Annotated in this window: 21 protein-coding genes; 20 read left to right on the top strand and 1 reads right to left on the bottom strand. The window is 39.3% G+C overall.

Going from position 1 to position 24076, the window contains the following annotated elements:
- Positions 1 to 111 precede the first annotated feature (111 nt).
- From xdh to nifJ, 12 genes are all read left to right on the top strand, one after another.
- Entirely contained in the window at positions 112 to 2685 is a 2574-nt protein-coding gene (gene xdh / locus IGL56_RS09775) for a selenium-dependent xanthine dehydrogenase (RefSeq protein ID WP_002356597.1), read from the top strand.
- A 13-nt stretch (positions 2686 to 2698) separates the two neighbouring features.
- Complete coding sequence (gene mocA, locus IGL56_RS09770; protein WP_002356598.1) at positions 2699 to 3280, top strand: molybdenum cofactor cytidylyltransferase; 582 nt, start codon at positions 2699 to 2701, stop codon at positions 3278 to 3280.
- A gap of 13 nt (positions 3281 to 3293) precedes the next feature.
- A complete protein-coding gene (gene sclA / locus IGL56_RS09765; RefSeq protein WP_002356599.1) occupies positions 3294 to 4442 on the top strand; it encodes a selenocysteine lyase SclA in 1149 nt (382 codons plus the stop codon).
- 15 nt (positions 4443 to 4457) lie between these two features.
- On the top strand, positions 4458 to 5480 hold the full coding sequence (selD, locus tag IGL56_RS09760) for a selenide, water dikinase SelD (protein WP_002356601.1): 1023 nt from the start codon (positions 4458 to 4460) through the stop codon (positions 5478 to 5480).
- Between the two features lie 15 nt (positions 5481 to 5495).
- On the top strand, positions 5496 to 6083 hold the full coding sequence (gene yedF / locus IGL56_RS09755) for a sulfurtransferase-like selenium metabolism protein YedF (protein WP_002356602.1): 588 nt from the start codon (positions 5496 to 5498) through the stop codon (positions 6081 to 6083).
- 20 nt (positions 6084 to 6103) lie between these two features.
- Positions 6104 to 6361, top strand: a complete 258-nt coding sequence (locus IGL56_RS09750) for a DUF3343 domain-containing protein (protein WP_002356603.1) — start codon at positions 6104 to 6106, stop codon at positions 6359 to 6361.
- Complete coding sequence (gene yqeC / locus IGL56_RS09745; RefSeq protein ID WP_002356605.1) at positions 6349 to 7104, top strand: selenium cofactor biosynthesis protein YqeC; 756 nt, start codon at positions 6349 to 6351, stop codon at positions 7102 to 7104. Before IGL56_RS09750 ends, yqeC begins: the two co-directional genes overlap by 13 nt.
- Positions 7068 to 7898: a selenium-dependent molybdenum cofactor biosynthesis protein YqeB gene (gene yqeB / locus IGL56_RS09740; RefSeq protein WP_002356611.1), complete on the top strand. Its 831-nt coding sequence runs from the start codon at positions 7068 to 7070 to the stop codon at positions 7896 to 7898. The genes yqeC and yqeB overlap by 37 nt, the downstream gene beginning before the upstream one ends.
- Before the next feature lie 235 nt (positions 7899 to 8133).
- Positions 8134 to 8598, top strand: coding sequence for a flavodoxin (locus IGL56_RS09735; protein WP_002382673.1), 465 nt, complete (start codon positions 8134 to 8136; stop codon positions 8596 to 8598).
- Between the two features lie 37 nt (positions 8599 to 8635).
- On the top strand, positions 8636 to 9493 hold the full coding sequence (locus IGL56_RS09730) for a sulfide/dihydroorotate dehydrogenase-like FAD/NAD-binding protein (RefSeq protein ID WP_002365019.1): 858 nt from the start codon (positions 8636 to 8638) through the stop codon (positions 9491 to 9493).
- Complete coding sequence (gene gltA / locus IGL56_RS09725; RefSeq protein ID WP_002365018.1) at positions 9486 to 10904, top strand: NADPH-dependent glutamate synthase; 1419 nt, start codon at positions 9486 to 9488, stop codon at positions 10902 to 10904. The genes IGL56_RS09730 and gltA overlap by 8 nt, the downstream gene beginning before the upstream one ends.
- Positions 10905 to 10924: 20 nt before the next feature.
- On the top strand, positions 10925 to 14458 hold the full coding sequence (gene nifJ, locus IGL56_RS09720) for a pyruvate:ferredoxin (flavodoxin) oxidoreductase (protein WP_002389106.1): 3534 nt from the start codon (positions 10925 to 10927) through the stop codon (positions 14456 to 14458).
- A 36-nt stretch (positions 14459 to 14494) separates the two neighbouring features.
- On the opposite strand, the gene IGL56_RS09715 is transcribed toward nifJ, so the two are convergent.
- Positions 14495 to 15910, bottom strand: coding sequence for a Ktr system potassium uptake protein D (locus IGL56_RS09715; protein ID WP_002385738.1), 1416 nt, complete (start codon positions 15908 to 15910; stop codon positions 14495 to 14497).
- Between the two features lie 369 nt (positions 15911 to 16279).
- On the opposite strand from IGL56_RS09715, the gene IGL56_RS09710 reads away from it, so the two are divergent.
- From IGL56_RS09710 to IGL56_RS09675, 8 genes are all read left to right on the top strand, one after another.
- Positions 16280 to 17797 (top strand): flavocytochrome c, encoded by a 1518-nt coding sequence (locus tag IGL56_RS09710; protein ID WP_002356617.1) that lies wholly within the window; start codon positions 16280 to 16282, stop codon positions 17795 to 17797.
- A gap of 225 nt (positions 17798 to 18022) precedes the next feature.
- Entirely contained in the window at positions 18023 to 18607 is a 585-nt protein-coding gene (locus IGL56_RS09705) for a thymidine kinase (protein ID WP_002356618.1), read from the top strand.
- An 11-nt stretch (positions 18608 to 18618) separates the two neighbouring features.
- Positions 18619 to 19692 (top strand): peptide chain release factor 1, encoded by a 1074-nt coding sequence (prfA, locus tag IGL56_RS09700; protein WP_002356619.1) that lies wholly within the window; start codon positions 18619 to 18621, stop codon positions 19690 to 19692.
- A complete protein-coding gene (gene prmC, locus IGL56_RS09695; protein WP_429861316.1) occupies positions 19685 to 20518 on the top strand; it encodes a peptide chain release factor N(5)-glutamine methyltransferase in 834 nt (277 codons plus the stop codon). Before prfA ends, prmC begins: the two co-directional genes overlap by 8 nt.
- A gap of 43 nt (positions 20519 to 20561) precedes the next feature.
- Complete coding sequence (locus IGL56_RS09690) at positions 20562 to 21584, top strand: L-threonylcarbamoyladenylate synthase (protein WP_002356622.1); 1023 nt, start codon at positions 20562 to 20564, stop codon at positions 21582 to 21584.
- Positions 21585 to 21659: 75 nt separating this feature from the next.
- A complete protein-coding gene (glyA, locus tag IGL56_RS09685; RefSeq protein ID WP_002356623.1) occupies positions 21660 to 22898 on the top strand; it encodes a serine hydroxymethyltransferase in 1239 nt (412 codons plus the stop codon).
- Between the two features lie 131 nt (positions 22899 to 23029).
- A complete protein-coding gene (gene upp, locus IGL56_RS09680; RefSeq protein ID WP_002356624.1) occupies positions 23030 to 23659 on the top strand; it encodes a uracil phosphoribosyltransferase in 630 nt (209 codons plus the stop codon).
- 105 nt (positions 23660 to 23764) lie between these two features.
- Positions 23765 to 24037 carry a membrane protein gene (locus IGL56_RS09675; RefSeq protein ID WP_002356625.1) on the top strand — a complete coding sequence of 91 codons (273 nt, stop codon included), beginning with the start codon at positions 23765 to 23767 and terminating at the stop codon, positions 24035 to 24037.
- Positions 24038 to 24076: the final 39 nt, after the last annotated feature.

The raw sequence follows: 24076 nt of genomic DNA, 5'->3' as shown, positions 1-24076 counted from the left end.
TTAAATTAAATAAAAAACTTTTTTTGCTAAAAAATAATTTTTAGAACGGAGATTTGTGGTATAATCTAGGTGATTGAACACTAAACTATATCAGAAATCGAGGTGCAAGAAATGTATTCAATTATTGTAAATGGTCAAAGTGAAACCTGTGAAACAAACAAAAAATTAATGGACTTTTTGCGGGAGGATCTGGGCCTAACTGGAACAAAAGATGGCTGTAACCAAGGCTCTTGCGGTGCATGTACGGTGTTAGTAAATGGAAAGGCTTCCAAAGCATGTTTGTTTACTCTAGAAAAATTAGCTGGTAAAGAAGTCACGACAATCGAAGGTTTAAGCCAACGGCAAAAAGATGTCTATGCCTATGCGTTTGCAAAAACGGGTGCAGTTCAGTGCGGGTATTGCATCCCTGGGATGGTTATTTCGGCACAAGGATTATTGAACAAGAAACCCGAACCCACAAAAGAAGACATTCAGAAAGCTATACGAGGAAACATTTGTCGTTGTACAGGATATGTGAAAATAATAGAAGCCATTCAGTTAGCTGCTAAAATGTTTTGTGAAGAAGCGAGCATTCCAGAAGAACATTCAAATGGTAAATTAGGGGAAGACTTCCAACGGGTCGATGCAGTGGAGAAAACCTTAGGAACAGGGATTTATGTAGATGACATTGACATAGAAGGAATGCTTCATGCATCTGCTTTGCGGAGTGCCTATCCTCGCGCAAAAGTTCTATCAATCGATAGTACCCAAGCATTGGCGCATCCTGACTGTGTGGCTGTGTTCACAGCTAAAGACGTTCCAGGAAATAATAAAATTGGTCATTTAGAATTTATTTCCGATTGGGATGTAATGATTCCAGAAGGAGAAATAACACGGTATGTTGGGGATGCAGTAGCACTCGTTGTTTCAAAAAGAAAAGAAACCTTACCAGAGATAAAAAATTTAGTGGAAGTTGATTACGAAGAAATGATACCGCTTACTTCTTGTGAAGCTGCTTTAGCAGAAGGTGCACCAGCTATTCATGAAAAGGGCAATATCTTGTCTCATGAACACTTGGTACGTGGCAATGCAGAGGAAGTGTTAGAAAATTCTGCGTTTGTAGTGACAGAACATTATTCCGTACCAATTAATGAACATGCCTTTATGGAGCCCGAATGTGCGATTGCACAACCTGAAGGTGAGGGCATTTTACTCTTTAGTGCGGGTCAAAGTATCTATGATGAACAACGGGAAGTGGCTCGGATGCTAGGGCTAGACAAGGAAAAAATTCATGTTCAATCAAAACTTGTTGGTGGTGGTTTTGGTGGAAAAGAAGACATGAGTGTTCAGCATCATGCATCCTTAGCCGCTTGGTTATTGAAGAAACCAGTAAAAGTACTGCTAAGCCGTGAAGAAAGTTTGATGGTTCATCCCAAACGCCATGGCATGGAAATGGACTTTACGACCGGCTGTGATGAAGAAGGCAATTTAACTGCAATGAAAGCAGTGATTTATGCGGATACTGGGGCCTATGCTTCTTTAGGAGGACCGGTATTGCAACGGGCTTGTACACATGCGGCAGGTCCCTACAAGTATCAAACGATTGATGTGGAAGGGTTTGCTGTATATACTAATAATCCGCCAGCAGGTGCATTTCGCGGATTTGGTGTTTGCCAAACGGCTTTTGCAATTGAAAGTAATTTAAACTTGTTAGCAGAAAAAGTCGGACTATCACCATGGGAAATACGCTTTAAAAATGCCGTCGCCCCAGGAGATACTTTACCGAATGGACAATTGGTCTCGAAAAATGCAGCGTTAAAAGAAGCCTTGTTAGCGGTTAAAGACGTCTATGAACAAGCGGAAGTTGCTGGAATTTCTAGTTTCTTTAAAAATAGTGGCGTGGGTGTGGGGCTACCTGATACAGGGCGTTGTATTATTTCTGTTGAAGAAGGAAAAATACATGTCCGCACAAGTGCTGCTTGTATCGGTCAAGGGATGGCAACCGTTACGACGCAAATTGCCTGTGAAACATTAAATTTACCACCAGAAATGATTGTTGCGGAAGCCCCTGATACAAGAAGAACACCGAATTCAGGAACGACAACGGCTTCGAGGCAGTCACTCTTCACAGGAGAAGCAACTAGAAGAGCGGCAATGCAATTACGGTATGAGCTTGATATGGGACGTGCTTTAAGCGATTTGGAAGGCGAAGAATTTTATGGGGAATATTCAGCGAAAACGGATCCATTAATTAATGATAAAAAAAGTCCAGTTAGTCATGCTGGTTATGGTTATGCTGCTGAAGTAGCTATTCTAGATGACAAAGGAAAAGTAGCTAAATTTGTGGCTGCGTATGATATGGGGCAAGTGGTGAATCCACGAGCTGCTGAAGGTCAAATTGAAGGTGGGATTGCAATGGGCATGGGGTATGCTTTAACTGAAAAATTTGCCTTAGAAGAAGGCTATGTTAAAGCAAAATATGCAACGCTAGGATTAGTGAATGCCACTCAAGTACCACCAATCGAAACAATTTTGGTTCATGCTGACAATCTTCACGAAGGTTTAGCCTATGGAATTAAAGGCGTAGGTGAGTTAGCAACGATCCCTACCGCACCAGCTTTAGCAGGCGCATATTTTGCCTTGGATGGTCAGCTCCGACCAAGTCTGCCTTTAGAAAATACCCCTTATCAAAAGAAAAAAAGATAAAAGGAGACAACTCATGTCACTCGTTAGTGTCATTATTCTAGCATCGGGCAATTCACAACGGATGGGCCAAAATAAATTGTTCTTAAAATATCAAGGAAAAACATTTTTGGAGCACACGTTAACCTTAGTGAATCAATTAGACGTATTAGAACGGATTTTAGTTGTTTCGCCTGAGAATCAGCCAGCGTTTCCTTTACCTAAGAACATTCAGTTGATTCTCAATCATCAATGGCAAGAAGGGCAAAGTAGCAGTATTCGTTTAGGAACTGAACAAGCTCGGGGAGCTGGCTATTTATACTTACCTAGTGATCAACCATTGTTAACACCTAAAATGCTACAACCCGTGTTAGATAAATGTCAGAGAAATAAAATTGTAGTGCCATTACAAAAAGATGGTTGTCCTAGTAGTCCAGTATTATTCGGTAATCAATTTCGACAAGAACTATTAACATTGACTGGTGAAAAAGGCGGACGCATGATTTATGAACGCTTTCCAGAAGCAGTTCAGATGTTGAGAATAGCGACTCCTGGCCGTTTAAAAGATATCGATACGCCAGAAGAGTACAGAAAATTAATTCAAGAAACCAATAGTTAGAGAGGAAAAACGTATGAAGGACTTGGTTTATTTAAATTATGCAGCGACTTCCTATAAAAAATTTCCAGCAACCATTGAGGCTTTGACTGCCTATTTAGCAGAAAATCAGTTCATGAATTACGGAAGAAATGCCCCTTTGCTTAGAGAGGGGCTTCCTCTTTTAGAGACACGTCAATTGTTAGCAGACTTTTTTCAGGCACCCAGTGCGGCTCAGATTACGTTTACGAATAACGCAACAACTTCCTTAAATCTTGCATTAGCGGGGATTTTACAACCTGGCGACCATGTGATTACGACTATGTTAGAACATCATGCAGTAGCTAGACCTCTTCACTTACTTGAGAAAGAACGAGGCATTTCAGTGACATATGTTGCTTGTCAAAAAACTGGCCTGTTAGAAGTAGAAGATATTCAGCGAGCTTGGCGAACGAATACAAAAGCCTTGGTGATGACACACGCATCCAATGTCTTAGGCACCATTTTACCCATTGAAGAATGTTTTCAATGGGCTCAACAGAAAGGATTACTAACTATTTTGGATGCGGCTCAAACGGCGGGATTTTTACCAATAAAAATGACCCAGATGGCCATTGATGTGTTAGCCTTTACTGGACATAAAAGCTTATATGGATTAGCAGGTATTGGTGGGTTAGCTTTTAGTGAGCGAGGGGCTGAAGCGGTCAAACCACTGATGGCGGGCGGCACTGGTAGCCATTCTAATTCCTTTGATCAACCCTCTTTTTTACCAGATAAATTTGAAGCTGGTACGTTAAACAGTTTAGGTATTCTAAGCTTAAATAGTTCTATTAAAGAGTTGAATAAAATTGGTTTAGCAGCGATTCAAAAGCATGAACGAACCTTAATGCAGAATTTTTTAAATGGTTTATCAGGGTTACCTGTCACAATTTTAGGAACCAAGGACGTGGCACAAACTGTCCCTGTTGTTTCTATCACACTGTGGAATCAGGAAGAAACAATAGTGGCACAGCAACTAGCAGAACAATATGGCATTATGACGCGCGCAGGTTTGCATTGTGCACCATTAGCCCATCAAACAGCTGGGACTTTAGCAACTGGCACCTTACGTTTTAGCTTTGGTTGGCAGACAACGCCTGAAGAAATTACTTGGACAATTCACGCTTTACAAGAACTACTAATTTGAGAAGGAGCGGACAGCATGGATTTTTTATCACAATGTACATCAGGTGGCTGTGGGGCAAAAATTGAATCCCGTGTACTGAACCAATTGTTGCAACACTTACCCGAAACACCGGCAAATGAGCGGCTACTCGTCGGGTTTGAACATGCCGACGACGCCGCTGTTTACCAAATAACGCCTGAAAAAGCTTTGATTTCAACGGTAGATTTTTTTTCACCAATGGTCAATGATCCGTTATCATTTGGAAAAATTGCGGTCGCTAATGCTTTAAGTGATGTTTATGCCATGGGCGGAACAGTCCTTTATGCGCTAAATCTTGTTTGTTTTCCACAAAAGATGTCAAAAGAATGGTTGGAACAAATGCTCTTGGGTGGCAGTTTAAAATTAAAGGAAGCGGGCGCTTTACTGGCGGGAGGTCATTCGATTTATGACCATGAACCCAAGTATGGCTTAGCGGTAACTGGAGAAGTTCATCCAGAAAATTTGTGGCATAATAATACGCCACAGGTGGGGGATGTCTTGATTTTAACTAAAGCATTAGGTGTAGGAATTATTCAAGCGGCTGTTCGGGGGCAATTGGCGAAGCAGACGGAACAAAAAATCGCACAAGATTCGATGGAACGTTTAAATAAATATGCCGCTGCGAATGCTCGATCTTACGCAGTACATGCTTGTACTGATGTGACTGGGTTTGGTCTATTAATTCATGCAAAAGAAATGGCTGATAATCAGGTAACATTACTGATTGATACAGAAGCGTTACCAACCATTACAGGAGCGTTGGCCTACGCCGGAGAATGTTTAGTCACTGCAGCTGGGCAAAGAAACCGCCAAACAATCGGAACGACAATCGATTATTCAAAAATTTCTATGGAAATGCAAGAACTTTTGTTTGATCCACAAACATCTGGCGGACTGTTAATTAGTGTCGCTGCTGATGAAGCGGCAGCCTGTTTAGCAGCTATTCAAAAAGAGGACCCTGTTGCCAAAATTATTGGCGAGGTTCTGCCAAAAGAACAACAAGCAGTAGTACTTTTATAGAGAGAAGGGCCAAATATGAAATTAGTAGATGCATTGGGGAAACCTTGCCCAATACCTGTGATTGAAACAAAAAAAGCTTTGGCGGAGTTAGGTTTAGCTGGAGGCACTATCGAGGTATTAGTCGATAACGAAGTAGCCATTGAAAATTTAAAAAAATTAGCTACTAAAAAACAGGCCACTTTGACTGCGAAGCAGATAGAAGCCACGGTTTTCTCTGTCAAAATTACGGTACCTGAAGAAGCGACGCAACAAACAAGTCAGTCAGCAACAGATTTAGTAATTACGATTGGCTCCGATCAATTAGGTACTGGAGACGAGCAGCTAGGACGACTATTAATGAAAAGTTATCTTCAATCATTATCAGAAGCAGAAACTGTTCCTACACAGCTATTATTCTTTAATCGAGGGGCGTTTTTAACGAATCAAGCAGCGAATACCTTAGCTGATTTGCAACAATTAGCGGAGAAGGGAACCACGATTCAAACGTGTGGGGCCTGTTTAGATTTTTATCATTTAACAGACACCTTAGCTATCGGCTCTATTACTAATATGTACGAAATTGTTGAAACAATGAATCAAGCGGCTAAAGTAATTACGCTTTAACAAAAAAAGAAGGTGAAAAGATGGAGTATTTGCTAACCTTTCCGAATACACATTATGCTGTTCTGGCAGAACAAGTACTGTTGGCAAGAAAGGTGGCTGTTCGCGTCTTTACTTTGCCACCATCATTGACGGATGGCTGTGGGATCGGTTTACTCATTAATGAAGCGGAAATAACTCACAGTGTATGTTTTTTAGAAGAAGCAAAAGTACGCGTAGCCTCTATTTTTTCTGTGAAAAATGACCTTGGGGAAAGGAGGTACCAACTGTGGAGTCCTTAAAAAAGTGTTTTGATTTACAAGGAAAGGAGATTGTGTCAATTGTTGGTAGTGGTGGGAAAACAAGCTTAATGTGGGCGCTAGCAAAAACATATCGAAAGGAAGCTGTTCTGGTTAGTACAACCACAAAAATTGGGTTTCCCCAACGTCAATTGTATGATTATTTTTATACAAACCATTTTGAAAAAATAACGCCGAATATCTGCGGAATCACTTTAGCAGGAACCGCTATCAACAACCAAACAAAACTAACGATGCCTGCAATGACCTCGTTTCAAACATTGTTTCAGCACTTCACGAAAGTTTTTTTAGAAGCGGATGGGTCCAAACAACGACCTTTGAAAGGCTGGTCCTCTTATGAACCCGTGATATTAAAAGAAACAACCACCACAATTGGTGTGCTTCCGATTTCTGTGATTGGTCAAAAGATAGATGTAACGACCATTCATCGGTTGCCGCTTTTTTTGGAATTAACCGATGCGCAACTACAAGAACCAATCACAGAAACATTGTTAGCTCAACTGATTGCTCATCCAAAAGGATTGTTTAAAGAGAGCCAAGGCCAACGAATTTTATGTTTAAATCAAACCCATACGCGAAGAGAGTTCGTTCAAGCGATGAATGTCTGTCTTCAATTACCCAAAAGCTGTTTTGAAAAATTAGACAAGATTATTGCTTGCAATATGGAATTAGAGAAAGGACTTATTTTATGGGAGAAATCAGTCAAAACATCCAAGAAAAATTAGTGATTGTTCGCGGAGGAGGCGATCTAGCGACAGGTGTTATCCAAAAATTATGGCACGTTGGCTTTAAAATACTAGTATTAGAAACAGAATGTCCTTTGGCCATTCGGCGGACTGTTTCAGTTTGTGATGCTATTTTCCAGAAAGAACAAAGAGTGGAAGATTTGGTTGCTGTTCGAATTACTTCATTAAAGGATTGCGCGAAATGTTGGCAGCAAAATAAGCTGCCTGTTTTTGTCGATCAAACAGCAAGTGCTATTCAACAATTGAAACCACTGATTGTTATCGATGCGATTTTGGCTAAGAAAAATTTAGGTACGCATCGAGGAATGGCACCGATTACGATTGCTTTAGGACCAGGCTTTTCAGCACCGCAAGATGTCGATGTTGTGATTGAGACAATGCGTGGACATAGGTTGGGACGTTTATACTTTGAAGGAACAGCTTTACCTAATACAGGTATTCCAGGTGAAATTGGCGGAAAAAGTGCGGAACGAGTTGTCCATGCCCCTGCTTCAGGACAAGTTACCCACCTTAAAAACATAGGGGATCTCGTGTTGAAAGGGGAAGCATTATTTTTAATCGATCAGGTTCCAGTTTATTCGCCTCTGACAGGGACTTTGAGAGGATTGATTTCAGAAAAGGTAACCTGTTATCAAGGGTTGAAGTGTGCAGATGTAGATCCTCGACCAGTTGAGAAAGTCGATTGCTTGACGATCTCCGACAAAGCTCGTGCATTAGGGGGAGCGGTTTTAGAAGCAATTTTTATGATTGGAAGAAGGAAAAACGTTTTATAAAAAAGAACCTAAATAATATTTTTTTTACCTTAAAAATATTGTTAAAAAGGTTTGGAATGTGGTATAGTAAAGACGTAGTAAAAAATACTCTATCTCGAAAGGGGAAGAGTACATACTTAGTTAGATTAGTTTGTGAATAAAATCATTTGTAAAAGTTATTTTTTTAAGGATTAATGTAAGGGGTTACAATTGCATTTGAATGCATTGAAATATTTAGGAAAAAGAAAGGAAATGAATGAAGATGGCACTAGTAAAAATTGTTTATGCAAGTATGACTGGAAACACAGAAGAAATTTCCGAGATTTTGGAAGAACAGTTTCAAGAAGCTGGAGTTGAAGTAGAACGTGAAGAATGTTCAGAAGTTGATGTAGACTTCTTTGATGATGCAGATGCTTGTATTATCGCAACGTATACTTATGGTGATGGGGAACTGCCTTTTGAATTTGAAGATTTCTTTGATGAATTAACTGAGAAGGATTTAGCAGGTAAGCCATTTGGTGTTGTTGGCTCCGGTGATCGTGAATATGGTGAATTTTTCTGTAAATCAGCGCATGATTTTGTAGGAGCTTTTGAAAAAGCTGGTGCTAAAAAAGTAGCTGAAACAGTTGAAATTGAAAACAATGCAGAAGAAGAAGACATCGAAATGCTAAAAACATTTGTTAAAAGTGTCGCCACAACTTTATCTGATAGCGTTGCCTAAGGGTTTAAGAAAGTAGGAGTCAGAATGAAAAGGAACGATGAAGGTAGGTATTTCAATGTTTAATATTCTTCAATCGACTCAATTATCTAGTAATACATTTGATTTTTGGCTGGAAGCGCCAAGAATAGCGACACATGCTCAGGCTGGACAGTTTGTTATTTTAAGAATTGACGAAAAGGGAGAACGGATCCCCTTAACGATTGCGGAGACAAATCCACAAGCAGGCAGTATTCGAATTATTTTCCAAGTAATCGGTAAGACAACAGCTGCACTTTCCCAACTTAAAACTTCAGACTCTTTGTTGGATATCACTGGACCTTTAGGTATGCCCACAGAAGTGAAGCAATATGGAACGGTGATGGTTGTCGGTGGCGGGGTTGGTATCGCGGCTATTTATCCAATTATCAAGGCTTTAAAAGAAGCAGGCAACCGAGTGATTACGATTTTGGGAGCACGAACAGCTGAGTTAGTTCTGTTACAAGAAGAATGCCGTCGTTATTCAGATGAGCTAATCATTACAACGGATGATGGTTCATTAGGTAAAAAGGGCTTAGTAACAGAAGCGATGGAAGAAGTTATTGCACGTGAATCTGTAGCGTGCAGTTGGGCGATTGGGCCCAGCATCATGATGAAATTTTGTACCTTGACAGCTGAAAAACATCAATTACCAATTTATGTTTCCTTGAATCCTATTATGATTGACGGAACAGGCATGTGTGGCGGTTGTCGGGTCACTGTTGATGGCACCATGAAATTTGCCTGTGTTGATGGACCTGAGTTTAAAGGCAATGAAGTAAATTGGGATGAATTCATTAATCGAATGAAGCAATATCAGGAAGAAGAAGCAGTTTGCTTTACAGATCGTTTGAAAGAGCAGGTGGAGAAAAATGGCTAGAAAAAGTCGTATAAAAACACCGATTGCGGAACAAGCACCTACTATCAGAAAGAATAATTTTGAAGAGGTTTGCTTAGGCTATACATTAGCAGAAGGGCAAGAAGAAGCGATTCGCTGTTTACAATGTAAAAATGCACCTTGTATTGCTAAATGCCCCGTGATGATTGATATTCCTGGATTTATTTTAGCTATTCGTGAAGGAAACATGGAACAAGCAGCCGATATTTTAAGTAAATATACGAATTTACCTGCTATTTGTGGACGCGTTTGTCCGCAAGAGAAACAATGTGAACAAGTTTGTAAATTAGGGAAAGCCAAAAACTTTGAACCAGTGGCAATTGGCAAATTAGAACGTTTAGTTGCCGATTGGGCATTAGAAAATCACAAGTTTCCTAAGAAAACAGCGGAACCAACAAAAGGGAAAATCGCAGTGGTCGGTTCTGGTCCTTCTGGGTTAACAGTTGCGGGGGATTTGGCAAAGCTAGGCTACGAAGTAATTATTTTTGAAGCGCTTCATGAAGCTGGTGGCGTATTAACCTATGGCATACCTGAATTTCGATTACCGAAAAAAATTGTTAAACAAGAAATTGCGAGTATTGAAGCCTTAGGTGTAACAATAGAAACCAATGTGGTAGTAGGTAAAACGATTACGATGGAAGAAATAATGTCAGAGTTTGATGCCTGTTATCTATCGGTTGGTGCAGGGGCACCAAATTTTATGGGAATCCCAGGAACTAGTTTAAATGGGGTTTATTCTTCTAGTGAATTTTTAACACGAATCAATTTAATGCATAGTTATGAGTTTCCAGAATATGATACACCGATTAAACGTGCTAAAAATGTTGTTGTGATTGGCGGCGGGAATGTTGCAATGGATGCCGCTCGTTCAGCCAAACGATTAGGCGCTGAAAATGTGAACATTGTGTATCGTCGTTCGTTAGAAGAATTACCAGCAAGAATTGAAGAATACCACCATTCCCTTGAAGAAGGAATTAACTATTATTGGTTAACGAATCCAATTGCTTATTTAGATGACCAACAAGGAAATCTAGCCGGTGTTGAATGTGTCAAAATGGTTTTAGGTGAACCAGATGTGTCTGGAAGACGACGGCCAGAACCGGTTCCAGACAGCACGTTTACCATTCCTGCTGATGCAGTAATCGAGGCAATTGGCCAAGGGGCAAATCGCGTCTTGTTATCAACATATCCAGAAATAGAACTAAACCAATGGGGTTACATTCAAGCTGATCCTAAAACAGGAGCAACCTCAATACCTGGCGTTTTTGCTGGGGGCGATATAGTCACAGGTGCTGCCACCGTTATTTTAGCGATGGGCGCTGGGAAAATCGCAGCTAATGCAATTGATCAGTATGTCAAAACACAAAAAACAACAGTCACAAGCAATGTTTAGGAAAGATAAAAGGTGAAAAAATGAAAAAAACAATGGATGGAAACACCGCAGCGGCTTATATTTCATATGCGTTTACAGAAGTTGCCGCTATTTATCCTATCACACCAAGTTCAACAATGGCTGAGTTGGTAGATGAATGGGCGGAAAGTGGTTTAAAAAATATTTATGGTCAAAAAGTTCAAGTTATTGAAATGCAATCAGAAGCTGGGGCAGCGGGAGTAGTTCATGGTTCGTTAAAAACAGGTGCGTTAACCACTACTTATACTGCTTCACAAGGTTTACTGTTGATGATTCCCAATATGTATAAAATCGCAGGAGAATTGCTGCCTTCTGTGTTTCATGTGGCGGCTCGGGCAGTAACGACAAGTGCGTTGAGTATTTTTGGTGATCATGGCGATGTGATGGCTACCCGCCAAACAGGTTTTTGTATGTTAGCAGAATCGAGTGTTCAAGAAGTGATGGATTTGTCGGCAGTTGCTCATTTAGCTAGCTTAGAAGGTAGTTTACCTTTTGTAAACTTTTTTGATGGTTTTAGAACGAGCCATGAACTACAAAAAATCGAAGTGATTGATTATGATGACCTGAAAGAAATGGTGAATCAGGAAGCTGTAACTCGTTTTAGAATGGGAGGCATGAATCCTAATCATCCCACTGTTTCAGGGACCGCTCAAAATCCTGACATTCATTTTCAACAAAGAGAAACAGTCAATAAAAATTACGAAGAAATGCCAAAAATTGTTCAAAAATACATGAAAAAAATTAACAATCTTCGTGGAACAACGTATGATTTAACCGATTATTATGGGGTTGAAGATGCAACAGAAGTCATTATTTCAATGGGGTCGGCTTCACCAGTAATCAAACAAACAGTCGACTATCTCAATCAACAAGGACGCAAAGTTGGTTTTATCAATATTCATTTATATCGTCCATTTCCTACCGAAAACCTTCTTGAAAAATTACCAGCTACAGTAGAAAAGGTTGCGGTTTTAGATCGAACAAAAGAATCAGGAGCCGAAGGGGAACCGTTATTGCTAGATGTTCAAAGCGCTCTCTATCAACATGAAAATCGTCCAATTGTGATTGGTGGACGTTATGGGTTAGGTTCTAAAGACGTAGCGCCTAATCAAATTAAAGCGATCTATGACCATTTGTTATTGCCATTTAAAGAATTAAAACAACGCTTTACGGTGGGGATCGTTGATGATGTAACCTATCAATCATTGCCAGAAGAACCTACTTTAGATTTAACGCCAGATACTACCTTCCAAGCAAAATTTTGGGGCTTTGGTTCTGACGGAACTGTGGGAGCAAACAAGCAAGCGATTAAAATTATCGGAGATCATACCGACCTTTATGCACAAGCTTACTTTAGTTATGATTCTAAAAAATCAGGCGGTTTAACCGTTTCGCATCTGCGTTTTGGTAAAGAGCCAATTACTTCCACGTATTTAATTGAACAAGCAGATTTCATCGCTTGTCATAATGCTTCCTATTTGCATAAATACGACCTGTTAAAAGGTTTAAAAGATGGCGGAACGTTTTTACTGAATACTATTTGGGATCAAGAAAAAGTTCACCGTTTATTACCGGCTAAGTTAAAAAAATATATTGGGGAGCACCAAATCAAATTTTATATTATCAATGCGGTTGAGTTAGCTCGCAAAGTAGGCTTAGGCCGTCGGATCAATACAGTGATGTCTACTGCCTTTTTTGAAGTAACAAATATTTTAACGAAAGAGCAATATTTACCGTTACTTAAAGAAGAAGTGAAAAAGACTTATGGAAAAAAATCAATGGAAATTGTTGAAAAAAATTACCAAGCGATTGATGCTACCTTTGAATCGCTGCAAGAAATCGTAGTTCCAGAAGATTGGGCAACCATTGTTTTAGAACCAGAAAATCAAGAGTCGGAAGCTCCAGCTTTTGTGACAAATATTTTAGAACCAATCAATCGTCAAGAAGGGGATCAGCTGACCGTTTCAGATTTGATTGAAAACGGAATGAAGGGCGGTGCCATTCCAATGGGCACTGCGGCTTATGAAAAACGTGGCATTGCGTTAGAAGTACCTGAGTGGCAAATGGATAAGTGTACGATGTGTAATGAATGTGCCTTTGTTTGTCCACATGCGGCTATTCGACCGTTTTTAGCGGATGAAGAAGAACTGAAAGAAGCACCTGCAGGTTTTGCCATGCGCGAAATGCGTGGCACAGATGGGTTGATGTATCGTATCCAAGTTTCTTTAGAAGACTGTACAGGTTGTGGTCTTTGTGTTCAGGCATGTCCCGTGAAAGACAAGGCGATTTTAATGAAACCTTATGAAACTCAGAAAGAGCAAGCGATGAATTGGGCCTTTGCGATGACTCTTAAACAAAAAGCCAACCCAGTCAAAAAACTTTCTGTTAAAGGTTCCCAATTTAACCAGCCATTGATGGAATTTTCAGGTGCTTGTGAAGGCTGTGGCGAAACACCTTATATTAAGTTGTTGACGCAACTATTTGGTGATCGAATGATGATTGCTAACGCAACAGGCTGTTCATCAATTTGGGGTGGTTCGTCACCGGTGACGCCTTATACAACGAACGAATGTGGCCAAGGACCAGCTTGGAGTAATTCGCTGTTTGAAGATAATGCGGAATATGGTTATGGTATGTATATTGCCAATCGAACGAAACGTCAACATTTAGCTAGTCTGGTTGAAGAAAGTCTTGCTAAAAACGTCGGATCAGATTCACTTCAAGCCTTGTTAAATGATTGGTTGGAACACATGGCTGAAGGGGAAGGAACACAACAGCGAGCAACCAAACTAGCGGCAGCATTAAGTGAAGAAGCCGATGAAGATCCACTTTTAACAAAAATTTATGAACAAAAAGATTTACTAGTGAAAACGAGTCAATGGATTGTCGGCGGCGATGGTTGGGCCTATGATATCGGGTTTAGCGGCATTGATCATGTTCTTGCTAGTGGGGAAGATGTTAATATTTTTGTTATGGATAACGAAGTATATGCCAACACAGGCGGGCAAACATCCAAAGCTACTCCAGCTTCAGCCATTGCCAAATTCTCAGCGGGTGGGAAACATACCTCTAAAAAAGATTTAGGGATGATGGCAATCACTTATGGGAATGTCTACGTTGCACAAGTAGCTTTAGGCGCAAACTCAATGCAAACGATTAAAGCAATTGACGAAGCGGAGCGGTACCCAGGCCCGTCAATTATCATCGGTTATACCCCATGTATTAATCACGGGGTCAAAGGCGGAATGGTTCGGACGTTAGATCAAGCCAAAGAAGCCGTTGAATCTGGCTATTGGCCACTTTATCGCTATAATCCAGAGTTAGTTAAGAAAGGCAAAGATCCGATGGTCATTGACTACAAGAAAACAGATTTTGATAAAATGCGTGATTTTCTTGAAAAACAAACACGTTACTCTGCGTTGCATACAATTAAAGAAAATCAAGAAGTAGTCGAACATTTACTTGATAAAACTAAAGAAGATGCAATTGAACGCTCTGAAAGTTATAACAAACTAGCCACACATATGAAAAAATAAAAAAACAAAGCCTCTTACTTGAGAGGCTTTGTTTTTTTATCCAATAATAATTTTTTCTGAAGGGTATTCGTAGCCTAAGTCACGTGTTTCTTTTGGTACAAAAATCATTAAGGTATAAAGCATACCAATACGTCCAATAAACATTAATAAGGCAATCATTAATTTACCTACTGTTGTTAAATCGTCTGTAATGCCCAAAGAAAGACCGGTTGTTCCAAAGGCAGAAGCGACTTCCACAATGATTGAAATCAAGGGAAGATTTTCAGTCGCTGACAAAAAGACGACAGCGAAAAAGCACATAATCAAAGATAACATGAAGACGACAATCGATTTTTTGACATCATCGTCATCTATTTTACGGCTAAAGACGCTAATATCATCTTCACTTTTTAAAAAGGCTAACAAATACAAGCCAATAATCGCAACAGTCGTTGTTCGAACACCACCACCAACAGAGCTAGGACTACAACCAATAAACATTAACACAGAAAAAATAATCAACGTTGTAATTTGGAAGTCTCCTAAATCATTAATTTGGAGGCCAGCGTTTCGTGTAGTCATCGAATAAAACATCGAACTTACCCAACGGCCACTTTCATTCATTGTCAAAAATAGGTGATCTTTTTCTAATAAGTAAATCAAAATAGTCCCGCCAATAAACAGAACAATAAACGCTAGCAAAGCAATTTTACTAAACAATGAGAAGCGGAAAGGCAAGCCTCGTTTCTTCTTGCGAAAGTTCTTTTTCTTAAAATGTAACCACTCATGAATTTCCAGTAAAACGGGAAATCCAATCCCGCCGATAAAAATCAAGAACATAATTGCCAGTAAAAAGAGATAATCATGAGCAAAAGGAATAATTGAATCACCTGAAATATCAAAGCCTGAATTAGTCACTGCAGAAATAGCTTGATAAAATCCATAAAATATCGCATCTCGCCAGTTCGTATAATAACCACTTATATAAAAATAAAGCGAAAAGAGCGAGCCGAAGATTACTTGGAACCAAATTAAAATCAAAAAAGTGGTGCGGATCAGTCGAACAATTCCGCTCAGTCGCGGCTGATTCATGTCAGTCATAATTAACTGACGTTGCTTTAATGTGATTCGCCGTTTTGATAAAATAAAAAAGACCGTTGAAATCATCATAATCCCTAAGCCACCAACTTGGAAAAGAACCTCCAATAAGACGATCCCACGATCATTAAAAACCGAATTAATATCGACTGTGGTGAGTCCAGTAACACTGACTGTACTGATTGCTAAGAAAAATAAATCAATAAAAGGAACATGCGAGTCAGGTTCTCTGAAAATAGGGAGGCAAAACAATAAATAAGAAATAACCGTCATTAATATGTAATAAGCGACGATGATTTGAATAGATGAAAAATTTTTGCGAATAAATCGATCGCTTTTTCGCTGTGCCAGCCACAGCAAACGTGTATGGTTCACTAGATAACCTCCCAATTCTAATTAAACTAAGTATACCAAAACTTTTCGCCTCAAACGAATAATTATGCCAGAAAATCCTTGAAATGACAAATAAAAATAAGAAATTCGTTAGAAATAATTGGAAAACATCCACAAACAAGCGAGAACATGATATTTTATGAAAGAATAGAAAAATAGGTTGTTCCCCAAACAACTTATTAATAATTGGTCAGTTTGTCTAACGATACAACTTTAAAAAGTAGTGGTAGCTTTTTTATTTCGGTTGATATGTGAATGTGTTCACTTTATGTAACAAACTGTTATTTTTATTCAAATGAAAAATAAGAAATTGTGTTGGTAGAAATCAATAGTTTATAAGGTGGGAAAACAATGAAAAAAGTGTTAATGGGAGTTCTTTCCCTAGGGTTATTATTAGGTGCAGCAACAGGTTGTACAAGCGATCAAGAAAAAGCTGCTGGTAAAACAAAAGCATCTTCTGAAAAAACAGAAGCAACATCTGGTGCCTCTGCTAATGGTTATACAGATCCAAGTGAACTAAAAGACAGTTATGATGTTGTTATTGTTGGTTCAGGTGGTGCGGGGATGACCGCTGCATTACAAGCCAAAGAAGCTGGCATGAATCCAGTTATTTTAGAAAAAATGCCTGTTGCAGGTGGGAATACAATTAAATCGTCTTCAGGAATGAATGCTTCACAAACAAAATTCCAAGAAAAAGAAGGCATTAAAGATAGCAACGATAAATTCTTTGAAGAAACACTAAAAGGCGGTAAAGGAACCAACGATCAAGAATTACTACGTTATTTTGTTGATCATTCAGCTGAAGCAATTGATTGGTTAGATACAAAAGGAATTACATTGAGCAATTTAACAATTACAGGTGGAATGAGCGAAAAACGCACACACCGTCCTGCTGACGGATCAGCAATTGGGGGCTATCTAGTTGACGGTTTAGTACGTAACGTTCGCGAAGAAAAAATTCCATTGTTTGTTGATGCTGACGTGACAGACTTAGTTGAAGAAAACGGTCAAATTGATGGCGTAAAAGTGAAAATGAAAGATGATAAAGAAAAAACAGTTAAAGCAAAAGCAGTCGTTGTCACAACAGGTGGTTTCGGTGCCAACGAAAAATTAATTACACAATACAAACCAGAATTGAAAAACTATGTTACAACGAACCAAGAAGGCACAACAGGTGACGGTATCCAAATGATTCAAAAAGTTGGCGGTGCGTTAGTGGATATGAAAGAAATTCAAATTCACCCAACTGTTCAACAAAGCGATGCTTTCTTAATTGGTGAAGCAGTTCGTGGAGAAGGCGCAATCTTGGCTTCTCAAAAAGGAGAACGTTTTGTTAATGAGTTAGATACACGTGACAAAGTTTCTGCAGCAATCAATGCCTTACCAGAAAAATCAGCTTATTTAGTCTTTGACCAAGGCGTTCGCGACCGTGCAAAAGCCATTGATTTCTATGATCAAAAAGGTTTCGTGGAAAAAGGTGAAACGATTGAAGAATTAGCTGAAAAAATTGGCATGCCTGCCGATACATTGAAAGCAACGATTGATACTTGGAACCAAGATGTTAATGCCAAAGATGACAAACAATTTGGCCGGACAACTGGAATGGAAGCTGACTTAAGCACAGCGCCTTACTACGCAATTAAAATTGCACCAGGGATTCACCACACAATGGGTGGCGTGAAAATCAACACGAAAACAGAAGTTTTACGTGAAGATGGCACACCAATTAAAGGTCTATATGCTGCTGGTGAATTAACAGGTGGCTTACATGGTCAAAACCGTATCGGAGGCAATGCCATCGCCGATATTATCATTTATGGTCGTCAAGCAGGTACGCAATCAGCAGAATTTGCCTCTGCTCAAAAATAACTAGCATTAAAAAGTCTGAAATTGTAGTCAAATAACTACAATTTCGGGCTTTTTTATTGCATACTAGCAGGATCATTAGTTGTAGTATAAACAGCTCTGCTAAAATGACTTTGGCGTAGATTCTGTTTTTTCAGAAAAATGCACGACCATTTTAGCTAAAAATACTGCTTTTTTGCTGAAAATATAGTAAAATACGTAAGGAACTAACGGAAAGGTGTAGTGAACATGGCTCAATTATTTTTCAAGTATGGCGCAATGAACAGTGGTAAAACCATTGAAATCTTAAAAGTAGCACACAATTACGAAGAACAAGACAAACCAGTTGTTTTGATGACCAGTGGACTAGATACACGTGATGGTGTTGGGAAAGTATCCAGTCGCATCGGATTACGCAGAGATGCTATTCCAATTTTTGAAGAAACCAATGTTTTTGACTTGATTAATGATTTGTCTTACAAACCTTTTTGCGTATTAGTCGATGAATGTCAATTTTTAAACAAGCATCATGTCATTGAATTTGCACGAATTGTTGACGAATTAGATATTCCAGTAATGGCATTTGGGCTAAAGAATGATTTTAGAAATGAATTATTTGAAGGCTCAAAGTATTTACTTTTATATGCAGACAAATTAGAAGAATTAAAAACGATTTGCTGGTTCTGTCATAAAAAAGCAACTATGAACTTGCACTATATTGATGGCAAACCCGTTTATGAAGGGGATCAAGTCCAAATTGGTGGGAATGAAGCCTACTATCCTGTTTGTCGCAAACATTATTTTCATCCAAAAACAGTGAATGAAGAACAGTAAGGAGAGACACTATGTACGATCAATTACAATCTATTGAAGATCGCTATGAGGAATTGGGCGAATTATTAAGTGACCCAGCAGTCATTAGCGATACAAAACGTTTCATGGAATTATCGAAGGAAGAAGCTAATACACGTGAGACGGTTGAGGTTTATCGCCGATATAAACAAGTTGTTGAAGGGATTAGCGATGCCGAAGAACTTTTAAGTGAAAACTTAGATGCGGAAATGGCCGAAATGGCGAAAGAAGAACTTTCTGATTTGAAAAAAGAAAAAGAAGTGTTAGAAGACCGCATTAAAATTTTATTATTACCAAAAGACCCAAATGATGATAAAAATATCATCATGGAAATCCGTGGTGCAGCCGGTGGCGATGAAGCCGCACTTTTTGCTGGCGACTTATTTAATATGTACCAAAAATATGCAGAAGCACAAGGGTGGAAAGCGGAAGTTTTAGAAGCGAACGTCACTGGAATCGGCGGATATAAAGAAGTAATTATGATGATTTCAGGAGATAACGTCTTTTCAAAATTAAAATACGAAAGTGGCGCTCACCGCGTGCAACGAGTTCCTTCAACAGAATCACAAGGACGGATTCATACATCGACAGCAACCGTTGTAGTTATGCCGGAAGCGGAAGAAGTCGAAATCGAATTAGCTGATAAAGATATCCGTGTCGATATTTATCATGCAAGTGGCGCTGGTGGACAGCACGTCAATAAAACCGCTTCGGCTGTTCGATTAACCCATTTACCAACAGGAATCGTAGTCGCAATGCAAGATGAACGTTCACAGCTAAAAAACCGTGAAAAAGCAATGAAAGTTTTGCGTGCTCGTGTGTATGACCAAATTCAACAAGAAGCACAAAGTGAATATGATGCTAACCGTAAATCGGCGGTGGGGACCGGAGATCGTTCAGAACGAATCAGAACGTATAACTTCCCACAAAATCGAGTAACGGATCATCGTATTGGTTTAACCATCCAAAAACTAGACCAGATTCTTGCTGGCAAATTAGATGAAATCATTGATGCATTAGTCTTATATGATCAAACATCGAAATTAGAAGAGATGCAAAATGGCTAAACGTTACTTTGAAGTCCTTAACTGGGCTTCTTCTTTTTTAGAGGCGCAAGGCAAAGAAGGCTATGCTATTCGCTATGTTTTTTTAGAACGTAAAGGTTGGGATAAAACGCAGTGGCTCCTGCATATGCAAGAAGAAATGCCCAAAGAAGAAGAGGAACAATTAAAAACGGATTTAGCCCAATTATTGACAGATTACCCAGCACAATATTTACTAGGACAAGCTGAATTTTATGGACATTCCTTTATTGTTAATGAACATACTTTGATTCCTAGGCCAGAAACAGAAGAATTAGTCGAGCGTTGCTTAAAAGCCAATCCAGATACTCCTTTGACGGTCGTGGATGTCGGAACAGGGACAGGTGCCATTGCGATTAGCTTGAAACTGGCACGGCCCAACTGGCGAGTTATTGCCATTGATCTTTCAGAGAAAGCGTTGACTGTCGCTAAACAAAACGCGCAAGCATTAGGTGCTGGCATCGAATTTTATCATGGGAATGGCTTACAGCCAGTTGCTTCTGAAAAAATTGATCTGCTTATTTCTAATCCGCCCTATATTAGTGAACAAGAATGGTATTTAATGGATGCAAGTGTCCGAACGTATGAACCTAAAACCGCTTTATTCGCTGAAAATAACGGTTTGGCTTTATACCAACAATTAATTCATGAAAGTCAAACGATGCTTAAAGCAGACGGTAAAATTTATTTTGAAATAGGGGTTCAACAAGGCGCGGCCCTCCAAAAATTATTGAGCGCCGCCTATCCACAAAAAACAATTAAAATTGAAAAAGATTTATCTGGCAACGATCGCCTCGCGATAGCCGAGTAACTAAGGTTCTTCGTCGCCACTTTTCTAGAAGGAGCGATTTGCAATGGAAACAAAAAAATTAACCAAACAAGAAATAGCCCAAGCAGCAGCAGCCATTCAAGCAGGCGAGCTAGTGGCTTTTCCAACAGAAACTGTTTATGGCTTAGGTGCTGATGCCTTAAATGAAGCGGCAGTAAAAAAAGTTTACCAAGTAAAAGGCCGCCCCAGTGATAATCCATTGATTGTTCATGTGAACAACGTTGAGATGGTCAAAAAATACGTGGCGACCTTACCAGAAGTCGCTACAAAATTGGTGTCTGCCTTTTGGCCGGGACCATTAACTTTAATTTTTAATGTGCCTAGCGATACATTTTCTAAAACAGTAACAGGTGGTTTAGAGACAGTCGCTTTTCGTATGCCAGATAACCAAGCGACCTTAGCTTTGATTGAACAAGCCAATGTTCCGTTGGTCGGACCAAGTGCGAACACTTCTGGCAAGCCTAGTCCAACATCTGCAGAGCATGTTTATCATGATTTGCAGGGGAAAATTGCTGCCATATTAGATGATGGCCCAACGCAGATTGGGGTGGAATCAACGGTCTTGGATTTAACGGCGGAAGATGGTGTGCCAGTTATTTTACGACCAGGAGCAATTACCAAAGAGCAGTTGGAAAGCATTATTCCCCAAGTGAAAATCGATACACATTTGATTAGTGAAACTGCAGCACCCAAAGCGCCAGGGATGAAATACAAACACTATTCTCCTGATGCGGAAGTTTGGATTATAAGCGGTCAAACAGCAGAATGGCAAGCGGCGATTCAGCAAGCAAAAGAACAACAGGAAAAAATCGGCTTATTTTTAAGTGATGAACAGGCAGCACAACTAGATACAGAAAATGCGTTTGTTTATTCTTATGGTGCAGAAACGGTTGAAAATGCCACAAAAGAACTATTTGCAGGGTTAAGAGCGTTAGATGAGCAAGGAGCTACCACGATTTTTGCGCAAGGATTTGCAGAAACTGGTTTAGGCACTGCTTACATGAATCGCTTGAAAAAATCAGCCAATCAAAAATTTTTTGAAAAATAAGAGGTATTTGTAACGAAGCTGACACAGAAGTATGATACAATCAGACAAAAGAAAACAAAATGGAGTGTTGTTTGAATGGATTACAAAACGTATGACCCAGATTTATGGAATGCAATTGCAAGAGAAGAAGAGCGCCAAGAAAATAACTTGGAACTAATCGCATCTGAGAATGTCGTGTCAAAAGCAGTTATGGCTGCCCAAGGAAGTATTTTAACGAATAAATATGCAGAAGGTTACCCTGGTAAACGGTACTATGGTGGTTGTGAATTTATCGATATCGTAGAAAATTTAGCTATCGATCGTGCCAAAGAATTATTTGGTGCAAAATTCGCGAATGTACAAGCCCATTCAGGTTCTCAAGCCAATACAGCGGCATACCTTTCATTGGTTGAACCAGGTGATACCATTTTGGGGATGGATTTATCAGCTGGTGGTCACTTAACACATGGTTCGCCCGTTAACTTTAGTGGCAAAACCTATAATTTTGTCAGTTATGGAGTGGATCCTTCAACAGAAGTAATCGATTACGATGTCGTGCGAATTTTAGCAAGAGAACATCGTCCAAAATTAATTGTTGCTGGCGCAAGTGCGTATTCACGAACGATTGATTTCAAACGTTTCCGTGAAATCGCTGATGAAGTAGATGCCAAGTTAATGGTTGATATGGCGCATATTGCAGGCTTGGTAGCTTCAGGGTTGCACCCAAATCCAGTTCCGTATGCTGATATCGTAACAAGTACGACCCATAAAACATTGCGTGGTCCTCGTGGCGGTTTAATTTTGACAAATAGCGAAGAATTGGCGAAAAAAGTAAATAGTAGTATTTTCCCAGGCATTCAAGGTGGCCCGTTGGAACATGTGATTGCCGGAAAAGCCGCAGCTTTTAAAGAAGCATTGGATCCAAGTTTTGCTGAATATAGTCAGCAAGTGATTGCAAATGCGCAAGCGATGACGAAAGTTTTCAATCAAGCGCCAGAAGCTCGTTTAATTAGTGGGGCAACAGACAACCACTTATTACTGATTGAAGTGACAGGTTTTGGTTTAAATGGAAAAGAAGCAGAAGCTATTTTAGATAGTGTAAATATTACTGTCAATAAAAATTCAATTCCGTTTGAACAATTAAGTCCATTTAAAACAAGTGGTATCCGTATTGGAACGCCTGCGATTACTTCACGTGGTTTTAAAGAAGAAGATGCGGTAGAAGTTGCTAAATTAATCGTTCAAGTTTTAAAAGATCCAGAAAATACAGCAGTTCATGATGAAGTCAAAGCAGCTGTAGCAGCGCTAACTAAAAAATATCCATTATATAACTAACATCAGGGATAGCTGAAGCGCGATTCTCTGTACAAATAAGAGTCGGAGCTTAGGATTTAAGGAATTCAACTTGTGTCCTAGGCTCTTTTGTTTTACAATAAGAAAGAATAAAATAATGAAGGAGAATAGATATGGGAAAATTTCAAGTAATTGATCATCCGCTAATTCAACACAAACTAACAATGATTCGCGAAAAGAACTGTGGGACAAAGGTTTTCCGCGAAGTTGTCAACGAAATTGCTATGTTAATGGCTTATGAAGTATCACGGGATATGCCTTTAGAGGATGTTGTCATCGAAACACCGATGGGTAAATCAACACAAAAAACACTTTCAGGGAAAAAAGTAGCAATCATTCCTATTTTACGTGCCGGTATTGGCATGGTTGATGGGATTTTAGAATTAATTCCAGCAGCGAAAGTTGGACACGTTGGACTTTACCGTGATGAAGAAACATTGCAACCACATGAATACTTCGTGAAATTACCTGAAGACATTGCAAGTCGTCAATTATTTGTTGTTGACCCAATGCTAGCAACAGGTGGTTCCGCAATTATGGCCATCGATTCATTAAAAGAACGTGGTGCTAGCAACATTAAATTTGTATGTCTAGTGGCCGTTCCAGAAGGTGTGAAAGCTTTACAAGAAGCGCATCCAGATGTAGATATTTATACAGCAGCTTTAGATGAGCGCTTAAACGAAGACGGCTATATCGTTCCTGGTTTAGGGGATGCTGGTGACCGTTTATTTGGAACAAAATAATAACAAAAAACCGTTAGATAACCGATTATGGTTACTAACGGTTTTCTTTTGCTTAAAGAACTTTTCTAGGTGTATAATAAAAAATAAAAAAACAAAGGAGGAGCTATGAAAAAGAATAAAAAAGTCTTACACGCTATCGCTGTGATTGCTAGTGTGATGTCAGTTTTGATGTATGTTTCATATATTCCACAAATTTATGGAAATTTACATGGGGAAAAAGGCAATCCGACGCAACCATTAGTGGCAATGATTAATTGTATTTTTTGGACGATTCATGGGTTATATGGAGACGATGGAGAAACACGAGATAAGTCCATTATTTTTGCTAATGTTCCTGGAATTATTTTTGGTTTTTTTGCGTTTATTACAGCATTATAGTTTCCGACGAATTGGAAAGTATTCCAATTCTGTACATAA

Source organism: Enterococcus sp. DIV1316a (genome assembly GCF_050536915.1).
Lineage (GTDB): Bacteria > Bacillota > Bacilli > Lactobacillales > Enterococcaceae > Enterococcus > Enterococcus faecalis.
This window is presented reverse-complemented; position numbering and strand designations above follow the sequence as displayed.